Source organism: Pantoea sp. S61 (assembly GCF_016625145.1).
Taxonomy (GTDB): Bacteria; Pseudomonadota; Gammaproteobacteria; order Enterobacterales; family Enterobacteriaceae; genus Pantoea; species Pantoea rwandensis_B.
Genome location: NZ_JACVUO010000014.1, coordinates 150,312 through 165,209, shown reverse-complemented (window position 1 = coordinate 165,209; position 14,898 = coordinate 150,312). Strand labels below are relative to the sequence as shown.

At 56.3% G+C, this 14,898-nt stretch carries 6 protein-coding genes; 1 reads left to right on the top strand and 5 read right to left on the bottom strand.

Annotated features, from left to right (window positions below):
* Positions 1-126: 126 nt before the first annotated feature.
* Positions 127-1,362, bottom strand: a complete 1,236-nt coding sequence (amiC, locus tag IAE30_RS22320; protein WP_200681040.1) for an N-acetylmuramoyl-L-alanine amidase AmiC — start codon at positions 1,360-1,362, stop codon at positions 127-129.
* A gap of 232 nt (positions 1,363-1,594) precedes the next feature.
* On the opposite strand from amiC, the gene argA reads away from it, so the two are divergent.
* Positions 1,595-2,923, top strand: a complete 1,329-nt coding sequence (gene argA, locus IAE30_RS22315; RefSeq protein WP_034823094.1) for an amino-acid N-acetyltransferase — start codon at positions 1,595-1,597, stop codon at positions 2,921-2,923.
* A gap of 166 nt (positions 2,924-3,089) precedes the next feature.
* Here the strand turns inward: argA and recD are convergent, their stop codons facing one another.
* The 4 genes from recD to recC form a co-directional block, all read right to left on the bottom strand.
* Positions 3,090-4,940 (bottom strand): exodeoxyribonuclease V subunit alpha, encoded by a 1,851-nt coding sequence (gene recD, locus IAE30_RS22310; protein ID WP_200681039.1) that lies wholly within the window; start codon positions 4,938-4,940, stop codon positions 3,090-3,092.
* A complete protein-coding gene (gene recB, locus IAE30_RS22305; RefSeq protein ID WP_200681038.1) occupies positions 4,937-8,482 on the bottom strand; it encodes an exodeoxyribonuclease V subunit beta in 3,546 nt (1,181 codons plus the stop codon). Before recB ends, recD begins: the two co-directional genes overlap by 4 nt.
* Entirely contained in the window at positions 8,479-11,376 is a 2,898-nt protein-coding gene (gene ptrA / locus IAE30_RS22300; RefSeq protein ID WP_200681037.1) for a pitrilysin, read from the bottom strand. The genes recB and ptrA overlap by 4 nt, the downstream gene beginning before the upstream one ends.
* Before the next feature lie 104 nt (positions 11,377-11,480).
* On the bottom strand, positions 11,481-14,861 hold the full coding sequence (recC, locus tag IAE30_RS22295; protein ID WP_038645095.1) for an exodeoxyribonuclease V subunit gamma: 3,381 nt from the start codon (positions 14,859-14,861) through the stop codon (positions 11,481-11,483).
* Between the last annotated feature and the right edge of the window lie 37 nt (positions 14,862-14,898).

Sequence of the window (14,898 nt, the reverse complement as noted above, 5' to 3'; positions counted from 1 at the left end):
GGGCTCATAACCCGAAGGTCGTCGGTTCGAATCCGGCCCCCGCAACCAATTACAGATAAGCACCTTAACGGGTGTTTTTTTGTTTTTGGCTTCCCGTAAAAAAGCGGCACAGCGGCCGCCCTCTTCTTAGCGACGCGCCAGCACCGCACCCTTATCAAAATACGCTTTAATCCCATGCAGAATCGCCTCAGCCACCTGATGCTGATAACGCGGTGTGCGCAGCTTTCGCTCCTCCTCGACGTTGCTGATAAACGCAGTCTCCACCAGAATCGATGGAATATCCGGGGCTTTGAGCACCGCAAACCCCGCCTGATCCACCGTGCGTTTATGCAGATGATTGATGTGACCCATACGCGATAACACCTCTTTGCCGAATTTCAGGCTATCGCTAATGGTCTGCCGCTGCACCATGTCGAACATGGTGTGATCCAGATAGCGGTCACCGCTCATGCTTACACCACCAATCAGATCTGATTCGTTCTGGGTCTGCGCCAGGAACCGTGCAGCCGTAGACGTTGCACCGCTGGTCGAGAGCGCAAACACCGACGAACCCCGCGCCGCACGGCTGGTAAAGGCATCGGCATGAATCGAGACAAACAGATCGGCACGCTGTTTACGCGCTTTCGCTACCCGCACGCGTAGCGGGATAAACACATCCTCGTTACGCGTCATATACGCTTTCATGTTGCGCTCTTTGTCGATCAACGCCTTCAGGTAGCGACCAATCTTCAGCACAATGTCTTTCTCACGCGTTTTGTATTTGCCATGCGCGCCGGGATCTTCGCCGCCGTGGCCAGGATCGATCATGATGATGATCGGACGATCGCGCCCCGCTTTGCCCGGTAAAGGCGCTTGCGCCGGCTGATCGCGCTCAAGGTCGCCCTGGTTGTAATCGTTCAGTAACGCCAGTAGCGGATCCTCTTCCGGCGAGGGCTGGCTCGGATAGAGATCGACCACTAAGCGATGTTTGATGCCCGCAACCGGTGCCAGCGTGAAGATCTTCGGTGCAACGTTGCGCTTCAGTTCCAGCACCACGCGCACCGTATTGGCATCAAACTGGCCAACTCGCGCATGTTTGATATAGGGATCGTCAACGCGCACTTGCTTATCCACCCCTTTCAGAACCGGATTGATATGCAGGTTATCGATGTCGATCACCAGGCGATCGGGATTGCTCAAAGTGAACTGTTTGTATTTGAGGGGAACATTCGATTCCAGCGTCACGCGGGAGTATGTTGACGAAGGCCAGATGCGCACCGCCACAATATGCTGACTGGTCGCCAGCCCGGTTCGCGTTACGCTTAATAACATGAGCGCACCCGCGCCCTGCAATAATCGTCGTCGTGTAAAAGCCTGAGACATGCCGCTCCAACTGCCGTGTAGTGTCTAAAATATCGTCAATTGACGAGAGGAAGGCGAAAACTTTGCTTAGCAAGCCGTGGGTTGTTTTGCCAGAAAAACCAGATAATGCAGGCTGTTAGCATGGGTTGCATCAGGAAAATCGTAAAGTAACGTCAGGCCCGGCGCTTGCAATAGCCGGCAAAAGAGCATAAAAATACACAAATTACGAATAAACATTCACAGAGGGTTTGCCGTGAAGGAACGTAGTACTGAACTGGTTCAGGGTTTTCGCCATACCGTTCCCTATATAAATGCCCACCGTGACAAGACCTTTGTCATTATGCTTGGCGGCGAAGCTATCGAGCATGAGAACTTTTCCAACATCGTTAACGACATTGGCTTGTTGCATAGTCTCGGCATTCGCCTGGTGGTTGTCTATGGTGCCAGACCGCAGATTGATGCCAGCATGGCGCAACAGCAGCTGGAACCGATTTACCACAAACATACGCGCGTTACTGATGCTCAATCACTGGAACTGGTGAAGCAGGCCGCCGGACGTTTGCAACTCGACATTACCGCGCGACTGTCGATGAGCCTGAATAACACCCCACTGCAAGGCGCGCACATCAACGTGGTGAGCGGTAACTTTATTATTGCCCAGCCGCTGGGCGTCGATGATGGCGTGGACTACTGCCACAGCGGCCGTATTCGTCGTATTGATGAAGAAGCCATCCATCGTCAGCTGGATAATGATGCCATTGTGCTGCTCGGCCCAGTCGCGGTGTCGGTGACGGGTGAAAGCTTTAACCTGACATCCGAAGAAGTGGCCACGCAGTTGGCGATCAAGCTAAAAGCCGAGAAAATGATTGGCTTCTGCTCTGAACAAGGCGTCACCAACCGCGAAGGCACCATTATCTCTGAGCTGTTCCCCAACGAAGCGCAGGCGCGTATTGATGAGATGGAAAACGACGGTGATTTCCTGTCGGGCACCGTGCGTTTCCTGCGTGGCGCGGTGAAAGCCTGCCGCAGCGGCGTACGTCGTAGCCACCTGATCAGTTATCAGGAAGATGGCGCATTGATTCAGGAACTGTTCTCGCGTGACGGTATTGGTACGCAGATTGTGATGGAGTCCGCTGAGCAGATTCGTCGCGCCACCATCAACGATATTGGCGGCATTCTCGAATTGATTCGCCCGCTGGAGCAACAAGGCATCCTGGTGCGTCGTTCGCGCGAGCAGTTGGAAATGGAGATCGACAAATTCACCATTATTCAGCGCGACAATCTGACCATCGCTTGTGCCGCGCTCTATCCTTTCCCGGATGAGCAGATTGGTGAAATGGCCTGCGTGGCGGTGCATCCCGATTACCGCAGCTCTTCACGCGGCGAGCTGTTGCTGGAGCGTGTGGCGCTGCAGGCACGCCAGATGGGACTGAAGAAGCTGTTTGTGCTGACCACCCGCAGTATTCACTGGTTCCAGGAACGCGGCTTTACGCCGGTTGATATTGAATCACTGCCGGAGAGTAAGAAGCAGATGTATAACTATCAGCGCCGTTCGAAAGTGCTGATGGCGGATTTGCGCTAATGGCGGTGAATGCGGCAGAAGAGCAGAGAATGTCAGACTGCGCTCGAAGGTCTGGAATTGCCCAACGCATTTGACTGATAACGTTATTAGGATGCGCATCCACGCGCATCCAATAAAACACCCGCACTGAGCTGAGGTCGGTTTCTATACCGGCCTCAACCCCGGCTCAGAATGACTCCCCGCCCAATCGATCCAGCAATCCGCTCCGGCGCTGGGTGCGTAACTGCACCGCACGGCGAAACACGCTTTCATCGCTGTAGAGCGTTAACTGCTTACGCGCACGGGTAATGGCGGTGTAAATCAGTTCGCGAGTGAGCACCGGTAAAAACTGTGCCGGCATCACCAGTGCAGTATGGTCGAACTCCGACCCCTGCGATTTATGCACCGTCATCGACCAGGCCGTATCATGCGCCGGTAACCGGCTCGGCTGCACCGCTTTAATGCTGCCATCGGGTAACGGGAAGAAAACCTTCAGTAGCCCTTCATCATCTAACAAAGTCATCCCGATATCGCCGTTAAACAGCCCAAGTGCACTGTCATTGCGTGTCACCATCACCGGGCGCCCCTGATACCAGCGGCTGCCACCCTGTGGACGACGAATCAGCTGCAGCTGCATCAGTTTTTGCTCAATACGCTGATTCAATCCCTGCACGCCAAACGGCCCTTCTCGCAGTGCGCACAGCAGTTGATATCGCCCAAATGCGTGCAGAATCTCTGCGGGCTGTGCTCGCTGGCTCACCAGCCGCAGGAACGGACGGTAGCCTTCCGCGATATCATTCAGCATTGCCTGATAGGCCTCGCCATCATTGAGTGGCTGGCGTGATATATCGCTGAAGCCCGCGTTAAATGCGGCCTCAACCGCCTTTGGCTCGCCTGCATTGACCGCAGTCGCCAGCTTGCCGATGCCCGAGTTAGCATCGAAGCGATAGCTCTTGCGTAATAAGCAGATGGCGTCGCGCACGGCTGGCGCGCTGTCATCATCGTGGCCTTCAACCTGGCAACCGGTTAACGCACTCAACTGGGCGGCACGCGCGACGCTGTATCCCGCTTCCGCGCAGCGGCAAATATCGCCCAGTACCGCACCGGCTTCTACTGACGCCAACTGGTCGCGGTCACCAAGAAAAATCACGCGCGCCTGAGGTGGCAGTGCGGCGATGAGATTGGCCATCATGCCCAAATCAACCATTGAGGCTTCATCCACCACCAGCACATCCAGATGCAGCAGGTTACCGGCGTGATAGCGCAAGCGCTGGGTTTCGGGCTGGGCACCGAGCAAACGGTGCAGCGTGGTAGCTTCCGCAGGGAAGCGTTGGCGCTCAATGTCGCTGACCGGCAGTTTTTGCAACGCTTTACCGAGCGATTCGGTTAAACGCGCCGCCGCTTTTCCGGTCGGGGCGGCCAGCTGAATGCGCAGCGCGCCGTGGCTCAGGCGAATCAAGGACGCCAGCAGTTTTGCCACGGTGGTGGTTTTCCCGGTGCCGGGGCCGCCCGAGATCACCGCTGTTTTCTGCGTTAGCGCCACCGCCGCCGCGATTTTTTGCCAGTCATCTGGCTCAGTACCAAACAGGTTATCCAGTACAGTACGCACCTCTCCATCAGGAAATGCCTGCGGAGCAGACTGCGCCTGAAAGAAACGCGCCACCTGCCCTTCGTGGTGCCAGAGACGATGCAGATAAAGACGGCCTTCGGTTAGTACAATCGGTGCTGCCTGCTCGTTTTTGCTGTTGCTCAGAGCAGGCCAGCCAGCCAGAATTTGCGTCCAGTCCTGCGGTTCGCCCGCCGCCAGCCAGATGGCCTGCGCCAGTTCAGGGTGACGGCCCTTGAATAACCCTTCACGGCTCAACTGTGACAGCGGTAAACAGACGTGCCCCTCACCCGCTTCCGCACTGAGACAGGCAGCCGCAAGGAGGCGTGCTGGCTGCGTGTCATCCGCCAGTAACAGTGCGAACTGAACATCCAGTGAACGCAGTAAACGTAGCTCAACCGCCTGTTGCAATAGCGCTGCAATGCCATTCATGCCGTGGCTCCCTGCCCGCGAAACAGGCTATCCAGTTGTGAAACAAAATCCAGAGTTGGCCGTGTGTGGAATACGCCGTTGGCCGGTGAAGTGCCATCCATGCCACGCAGGAACAGATAAAACACGCCGCCAAAGTGCTGCTCATAGTCATAATCTGCCAGGCGATGTTGCAGATAGCGATGCAGCGCCAGCGTGTAGAGCTGATATTGCAAATCATAGCGGTGGTCGATCATCGCCTGTCTCATCGCTGCTGGCGTATAAGCTTCGTGGCTGTCGCCCAGCCAGTTAGATTTGTAATCCAGCAGGTAGTATTTGCCTTGCCAGCGGAACACCAGGTCAATGAAGCCTTTCAACATCCCCTGCACCTGACGAAAATCGAGCGGCGGCGCATCGGACGATAAAGCATCCTGACGGATCAGCGCATCCAGATCATTCGCGGTCAGCAAACCGTCAATCGGCAAGTAGAAGCCCATCTCCACGAGTCGATCGCTGGCCTGTACCTGACCGAGCTGTATCCCCTGATCGTTGAGCGGCGTGCTCACCACGCGCGCGATCCAATCAGTCAGCATCGGTTGCCAGTACAATGGATACCCATTCTGCTGCAGATGCTGCTCCAGCAATGCCGCCGTTGGGGGCTGAGGGAAATCGAGTGATTCGAACAGTTCATGCAGGAAAGTCCCTGGTGCGGCGCCGCGTGGAAAATGGTGCGGCGTCAGTGCGGCTTCAGCGATCTCTTCCTGCTGCTTTTCGCCTGCGGCTTCCAGATCGAAACGCGGCATCACATCAAGTAGTCGCTGGCTACCGTGCTGCTGCAAGCCGGAGTAGCTGGTGACGCGCCAGGGTTCCACCAGCGTGCGGCTAACGGTGCGGGCAGCCAATCTGTCATGAGCGGGATCAGGCGCTTGCCAGCGTTCGGCCCCCAGATCCTGCACGTACATCACCTCGGTACCCGCGACATTGTGCTGATTGAGTAAAGCGCCCAGTTGTTCCGCTGTCGCCGCTTCACCGCGCTGTAATAGATGGCCCAGAGCGCTTTTGTGCAGATCGCTCTCACCTTCTTTTTTACGCGTACCGCGAAACAGCGGCGCCACGCCGACGCTGCAGTGATACACCGAACGGGTGAGTGCCACGTACAGCAAGCGCAGATCTTCGGCCAAACGCTCCTGCTCGGCCATCGCCAGGCTTGCATCATCGGCCTGCAGATCCAGCACCGCTTCAAAGTTGTCGCGATCGTGATACAGCGCGGTATCCGCCTCGCGGAATCCGGCGGCGAACGGCAGCCACACTAGCGGATATTGCAGTCCTTTGGATTTATGGATGGTGACGATCTGCACCAAATGGCGATCGCTTTCCAGACGCAACTGCTGGCTGGACGATTGACTGTCCGGGCTGGCTATCTGCTGCGCCAGATAACGCACCAATGCATGCGGGCTATCGAGCTGTGCCGCCGCCTCCTGCATCAATTCGCCCAGATGCAGCAAATCGGTCAGGCGGCGTTCGCCATTTTCTGAGGCAAGCAGATTTTCTGCCAACTGACGTTCCTGCATCAGCTGGCGCAGCATCGGTAATACGCCACGCTGTTGCCACAGCAGTTGCCAGCGGGCAAAGGTCTCTACCAGTTCATCCCAGCCGCGCGCATCTTGATCCAATGCATCCAACTGTGCCGCATCAAAGGCAAACAGCGAGGTGGCGAGCGCCGTGCGCAGCATGCGCTCCTGTTCGGGTGCCAGCACCGCCTGCAATAACCACAGCAACTCGCGCGCTTCTGGCGTGGTGTACACGCTGTCGCGATTCGATAAATAGACCGAGGGGATGCCAAGCTGGTTGAGTGCTTCACGGATGAGATTGGCTTCGTTGCGGCTTCGCACCAGCACCGTAATATCCGATGCCTGCACTGGGCGCTGCGCGGCCGCTTTACCCAGCAATGCACGCTGTTGCTGCCCTGCCTGTAACCAGTGGCTGATATCAGCCGCACACTGTCGTGCTAACGCCTGCTGATAATCGCCTACACTGCACCCGTCTCCCGGCAACAGCCAAAAACGCAGTGCCGCTTGCGCCTGGTGATCAAGGGTTAGTGAGAGCGTCTGATTCGGTTCAGCGAAGCGCACCGGCAAGAAAGGGATGGCATCAAAGACAAAGGGCGAACCGAGCCGAGTGAACAGCTGATTGACGCTCTCCACCATCGCTGGCGAAGAGCGCCAGTTTGTGTCCAGGGTGTAATGTGCGCTCACTTCATTGCGCGCGCGAATATAGGTAAAGATGTCTGCGCCACGAAAGGCGTAAATAGCCTGTTTTGGATCGCCAATTAAAAGCAATGCATGGTCAGGCTGATTGCCGTAGAGCGTACGGAAAATGCGGTATTGCTGCGGATCGGTATCCTGAAACTCATCAATTAACGCCACCGGGAAACGCTGACGAATCGCCTGCGCCAGCATATCTCCTGCTGGCTGCTGTAAAGCATCATCCAGCCGACTCAGAAGATCATCAAAACCCAGCAGCGCCTGTTGGCGTTTCTCTTTCCGCACGGCGGCGCGGATGTCCACCAGCGCGCGCGCAATCAGCAAATCGCGCAGTGAAATGGGCTGGGACAGAAACAGGTCGATGGCCGCAAACAGGGCATGGTGCGGAGGATGGCCTTTTTTGGTTTTCTCCTCCAGCACCCGTTGACCAAAGCGCGCCAGCTCTGCGGGTACCTGGTAATCCAGGGTTTCACTCTGTGCCCAGAAACTGATTTTACTCACCCACACCGGCAGATTTTTACTGCTGTAGCTGCGTTTGTCCGCGTCGGACTGCCCCACCAGCGTCAGCACCTCTTCACCCACCGCGCGCCACTCGGCTTTCATCGCGTTAATGCGCGCCAGGTTTTCGTTGTGGCGCGTCGTCAGCGTTTCGTCGTCAGCGGGCGCTAAACGTAGGTGAGGTGATTCGCCTTGCAGCCATGGCCGCAACGTCGCCAGCAATTGCTCCGGGCCACTCCACTCACTGACAATCACGCGGGCGATATCCAGCGAGAGTGGATAACAGTGGCGACGCCAGAAATCGGCAGTGGCCTGACGCAGCAGTTGCTGTTCATCTTCAATCAGCTGCTGTTCAAACAGCATGCCGGATTCAAAGGCGTTGAGATTGAGCATGCGCTGACAAAAGCCGTGGATGGTAAAGATCGCCGCTTCATCCATCTGCCGCTCTGCAGCCAGCAGCAGCGACGCCGCTTCTGCAGGTTGCGGCATCTCCTGTAGCAACTGCATCAGCATCGGATTGAGGCTGGTACCGCGAATGCAGGCCAGCCGCAGCTCATGGATGTTGGCACGGATACGTCCGCGCAACTCTGCGGTGGCCGCCTCGGTAAAGGTCACGACCAGAATTTCTTCGACCGACAGTGGCCGGGCATAGGCATTTTGCCCGCCCAGCCCCAACAAAAGCCGCAGATAAAGCAGACCAATAGTGAAGGTTTTGCCGGTTCCGGCAGACGCCTCAATCAGCCGCTCGCCACGCAACGGCAGCGTCAGCGGATTAAGCGGTTCTGGCGGCTGAATCAGGCTCATTGCGCGTCACTCTTAACCGGCAGGGATTGCTGTAGCTTCTCCACCTGATCCCAGGTCGTGAAGCTTGGCAGAGGTGCATAATCATCTTCGGTGGCGCCATCGTGGCTGCCGCCAATCTGCGAAATCATCGCCATGCCCTGCTGTTCCAGCACCGCTTTATGGAAGAAATCGGCCACGCCCTGCGGCGTGAGCTTTTGAATCTGCTCGATGGCTTTTTCACGCGTATCGAAAGCAAAATTCTGCCGGTTGAAGTCACGGCTATAGCGATTCGCTTCTTCATCCAGAGTTTGCGGGCGCTGTTTTAAGTCGTTGATCAGCGCCTGCTGATACTGGGAAAAATCTTCCGGTTTCATGTCGCGCAGGCGTTGTTCAGCCTGCGGATAAAACGCCTCAAAACGCTGCATCAGATAGGCCGGCTGCTTGCTGTTGCTTTGCAGCAGGAAGCCAATCCCCCACTGGCGACCAATCGGCATCTGATACGAGAACACCGCATAGCCTAGCTGTTCCTGGGTGCGCAGTTGGTTATAGAACCAGGGTTGGACAATCTGGCTCAACATGGTGCTGTTGGCCATGCTTTGATACTCGTCGTAACCCAGTGGCACGTAGAGGGCTGCCAGTGCAGAATCCGTGCTGCTTCCTGCGGTTTGCAGGTTGGCCTTCATGGCTTTATCGATCACCACGTAATCGCTGTGCCAGTAACTGTGACCATCACTGTGCAACTGATGTTGCAGATCGGTGCCCAGCTGTTTAACGCGATCGGCGGAGAGGTTGCCCACCACCATCATTTCCGGCGTGGCGTTGCGCAGTAAGGCATCACGGTAATCCGTCACGTCTTTCAGCGTCAGGTCTTTCACCAACTTGCGGCGCGTCTCACGCTGGGTATACGGCAGCTGTGACAGCATCTGCATCGGCTGAATCGCCTGCTCGAAGGCTTTGCCCTTCTCGGCTGCTTCCAGTCGATCCAGATACCAGGATTTCGCCTGTTCCAGTTGCTGTGCGTCCGGCTGGAAGCTGGCATAGCCCTCAACCAGTTTTTTCAGTAACTCCGGCAGACGCTGGGTAAAACCACTGGCGCTGAACACAATGCCGTCATCTTCACCGGTAGAAAAACTGATCCCCCCCACTGACGCTTGCGAGTTCAACTCATCCAGCGCCACGCTGGAGAGATAATCATTCAGACCAAACAATACCTGCTGACGCGCGTCGCTTATTGCCGCTTTGTTGCGCAGTGCCAGAGTAATGGCTGCCTTTGGTTCACTGGCGTAGAACTGGCTTGGCATCCAGTAGATGCGCATGCTGTCACCGTCGGTCAGCGCCACCGGATGCGTATACGTTTTGCCATCGCCAGGCATAATGGAGAAATCAGAAGGGATGTACGGATTCAGCGTCGGCATCGACAGTTGGATCTGCGCGCCGCGCTGCTGCCAGTCACTGAACTGTGCATCACTGATTTTATCGACCTGATAAGGCGCATTCACAAAATAGGCTTCTTTGTTGTGCGGCTCATTTGGGCTGATATACCAGATGCGGGCATTTTGCGGTGTCATCTCATCCAGACGAGATTTGATCGCCGCCGGATCAAAGTTATCCGCGAGATAAGGGGCATCCAGCGTATGATCCACCGGCACGCGCAGCATGGTATCCACTAACCATTCAATGTAATCCATGTCACGGGTGATCGACGGATAGCGGAAATCCAGCGCCAGCACATGCGATACCTCATCGAAATAGTCCTTATCGATGCCTTTACTACGCAGCATGTCGAGGTAGCTAAAGATCGCCGCCACCACTTCATCACGCTGTGCCAGGCCTTTGTCGGTCAGGGAGACCGTGATGGCAAACACGCCACTATTGCGGTCCGTCATCGGATCGGCACCGGCATTCACACCGTCGGCCAGCCCCTGCTTTTGCAGCCAGTCGTTAAGGGTGTTTTTACTGCGGTTGCCCAGGATGTAACTGATCAACGTATCGGTTTTGCTGCGGAACTGGTCGCTGTTGTTGGCGATGCGGAATTCAACTTTCAGCTGTTTACGCGGTTGGGCGGGCACGTAGTGGATGATGATGCCTTTCTGCGCATCGGTTACCACCGGCACTTCGATTTTCGGCACGATGGCCTGATGGTTAGCCACTCGTCCAAAAGTCTGGACCGCAATGTCGGCCATTTCTGGCAGCGATTTGTTGCTGTATATCACCGCTTTCATCAGATTGGCGGAATAGTGGCTGTGATAAAAATCCGTCAAGGCCTGATGCAAATTGCTGTCTGGCTTATCGCGCAGCGTATCAAGGTTGCCGCCTGAGTAGCGGGAAGCTGGATGCGCTGGGTTCAGGGTTTCCGCCCCAACCTGCGCCATACGCAGGCCATCGCGCGAACGCGCCATAGTGAGTTCTGCATTCACTGCATGACGCTCTCTATCAGCGTTGACCGGATCGAGCAAAGGCTCTGCAATAGCATCGGCCAGGCGATCCACCGCCGGTTGCAGTGCATCATTCTCCACTTCCAGATAGAACGCGGTGCGATAAGACGCGGTACTGGCATTGTGACTGCCGCCGTGCTTTTTCAGGAATTCGGCCAGATTATCTGGTTGCGGATAACGTTTTGAGCCCATTAACACCATATGTTCGGTATAGTGCGCCAGCCCAAGCTGCTGATTGGGATCGTCCAGCGAGCCGATAGGCAACGTCAGTGCGGCCAGTGATTTAGGCGCTTCTTTGTCAGACACCAGCAACACCGTCATACCGTTAGTCAGCGTGATGGCCTGATAACTGCGCGGATCGTGATCGCTTTTTCGAATCGTTTCATTGATGGGCTGCCAGCCGCGATCGCTATCAGCAAAGGCATTCAGCGCCAGCATGCTCAGCAGCAGCGCTCCAATCCAGCGTGCGTAAATCCGCATTTAAACCCCTTTCTTTACCCTTTACCGCTGGCTGTGTGCCCAGCGGCGCAATAGACAACTTTTATGATTTTGAGAACACCCGCAAAAGCGGCGTTACCCGATTGCTATTCATCATCTTGATGCGCAAGGCGCACCGGTAAATACCACTGGCGAGCGGCGGCAACAATCAGCTGCACCGCCTCATCATCCAGCGTACGGCTCAGGCGCTGCAAATAAGGATCGCTGCCTTCGCCCTCCACCTGAAAACCACCCTGCCAGGCTTGCAGCAATTTGTTAAATGCCTTTTTCTGCGTGGCGTCATCATCCAGCAACTGTCCGGATTTTCGATCAAAACTGGCATCCAGCCAGGCACCACCCGATTTGTTCAACAACATCAGCGGTTCCATCATCCCCGCCTGATAAGCCGCCACGTATTCACTCAACAGGGAGAGCGCGGGTTCAGCGTCGATGGCTTTAAAACGCCAGCGGCTCTGTTTGCGCCCGTACATGCGGCTTTCTCCTTTGCCGCCTAACGCGCAGTACACCAGATGCTCCAGCCACAATAGCAGGCCATCGTTCATGTTCAGCACACCCGGACGCCAGCGTAACAACCCATCAGCTTGTACCTGGGTTAACCAGCCGGTCAACTGCACCCCATTCAGCGGCAGATTGATTTCCCAACTCTCTGCGGGCTGGCGCTGTCCACTCACTTCGGCGGCCACTTCCTGCATCTCTTCGGTCTGGCTCTGCCAGAAAAGTTCCCCAAAAGCACCATATGGCAGATTGCCTGCTGCACGATGACGTGCATAAAGCTGCGCGGGATCCTCACCGTTGACCAGGGTATTCAGTAGCTGAGCATTGATTTGATAACGCTCCAGACTATCTGGGGCAAACGGCTCGCTGTCCGGCAATTCGCTCTCTTCCATCCAGAAAGCCACGCCCAGCCGCTGCTGGAACCAGGCCCGTACCGGATGACGCCAGAAGCGCAGCAATTGCTCCAGCGAGAGCGTTTCCAGCGGCAGTGGCGGCAACCGTTGCACAAAGTCTGGCTGCGCCACGCCACTGCCGGTGGCAGCGGGCAACCATTCTGCCGCGAAGCTCTGGCCGTAAGCGTCAGGGCGGAAGTTCTCCGCTGCAAAGGGCATGCGGCTGTGGAGCTTCTGTAAATGTTCACGAACACGCTGCTCGCTGACGTCGGGTTCGTACGCTTCGTCGCCTGGCAGACAAAAACTCTGACCTAGATAATCCACCAACTCCGTCACCAACACGGAGGGATAACGCTCGGTGTTGTCCTGAATCGCACGACCGATATAGCTGATGTAGAGCTGATGCTGTGCAGAAATCAGGGCTTCCAGGAACAGGTAGCGGTCATCATCACGGCGGCTACGATCGCCTTTGCGTGCCTGCTGCTGCATCAGGTCAAAACCGAGCGGCGCTAACGTGCGTGGATAGACGCCATCGTTCATCCCCAGCAAACAGACGACTTTGAATGGAATTGAACGCATTGGCATCAGGGTACAGAAGTTAATCGGCCCGGCAAGGAAGCGCTGGCTAATACGTTGCTGATCGAGGCGCGAGCGCAACTCGTCACGTAATAAGGTCACAGGAATCGGCTGCTGATAGTCAGCCTGCATGCCCTGTTCGATAATTTGTTTCCACTGGGTTTCAACCAGCAGTAACGCCGCGTCACTTTCAGCATCGCCGTTGAAAAAGTTGTCAATCAGCTCGCGGCACAGCGGCAGCCATTCTGGCAGCGTACGCTCACCGGCTAATCGGGTGCGCCATGCTTCGAGGCGAGAGAGTAATTCGGCCAGATGTCCGGCAAGTTCGGCAATCAATCCACTGGATTCGTCGTAAGGCAGAATGCCCTGCCAGTCACCGTTACGACTTTCCAGTGCATAGCCCAATAGCATGCGCTGCAGACCAAAGCGCCAGGTATGTTGGCCGGTGGCGGGCAGTGCCAATGCTTCGACGCTGGCATCATCCAGCCCCCAGCGAATACCGGATTCCATCACCCAGCGACGCAGCAGGCGCAGACCGCTTTCATCCACCGAAAAGCGCTGCGCCAGCGCAGGGACTTCCAGCAGCGCCAGTACCTCTTCAGAAGCGAAACGGCTGTCCGGTAATGCCAGCACGCTCAGCAGGGCCAGAATCGCCGGATGTGCCTGGCTGGCGCGGCGATCCGAGATGGCAAACGGCAGATAACGATCCGCAGGCGCACTGGCAAACGCCGCCTGAATGAATGGCGCGTAGCTATCGATATCCGCCACCATCACGATGATGTCGCGCGGTTTAAGATCGGGATCGGCCTCCATCAGCGCCAGCAGATGATCCTGTAACACTTCCACTTCACGCTGAGCGCTATGACACACCTGCAGCGTGATGGTGCGATCGTCAGGATCGAGCACTCGTTTTTTGTGGCTGTTACCCAGTTCATCGGCGTGCAAACCGATCACGGCGTGGTCATCCAGGTTGAGCAGATCGGCTTGCAGACTGTGTAGCAGGCTGTCCTGCGGCATCTCAACAAAGGCATCAATATCGTTGGCGGCGGATTCCATCTGACTGAGCAGGAACAGGTTATCGCGCCCGAGTTTGCCCCAGGAGGCCAATAACGGATTGGTGAGTTGTTGCTCGCCGAGTTCGTTGAACAGCGTCGGTGCTGCTTCGGGATCGCGGAACAGCGGCTGTGCCTCTTCAGACTGCATGCGGCGACGCTTGCGGCTCTGCAATTTCGCGAGGAACGCGTAATCCTGAATATCGCCCCAGTAGTGGCGGCAGGGATTGGTAAACAGCAGATGAATATCGATATGGCGGCCGAGCGCTTCCAGCGCCTGCAAATACACGGGCGGCAACGCAGAGATACCACAAATAAACACGCGCTGCGGCAACCCCGCTGGTGCCGTCGTTGCCTGCTCCAGCGCGTGGATAAAGCGCGCATACAGGTTGGCACGGTGCCACATCGGCTGGCCCAATTGTTCGGTGAACGCCACCAGATCGCGCCACAGCGGGGCCTGCCACTGCTGGGCATCGCTCAAGCCGTCGATGAGTTCTCCGCGCTCCCAACTGTTGAGCCAATCAGAACGATACACCAGATACTGGTCAAACAGATCGGCAACGCGGGCGCTGAGTTGATACAGCTTGCGCTTGTCATCGTCTTCATTGAGGTAGTGACGCAACGGCTGAAACGCCTCCTGCTCCAGCAAGGTGGGCAAGCGATGCATCAATTTCCAGCTCATGCTGGCTTTGGTGAAAGCGCTCTCCTCTGGAATGCCGGGCAGCACTTTGACAAACATGTTCCAGATAAAGGTCGCAGGGAGCGGAAAGTCGATGTTCGCTGCAATACCAAAACTGTTTGCCAGTTCCATCTGCAGCCACTGCGCCATGCCGGGGCTCTGCACCAGCACCTGTTCGGCCGCGAACGCATCGTTCAGCGGCTGGTTTTCAATCAGAATACCTGCCAGATTTTTCAACAGATCAAGCTGATTGGAGTGGTAAACCCGGAACATAAATCTCCTTGAGAGGGAAAACAGCGCAGCCTGGTCA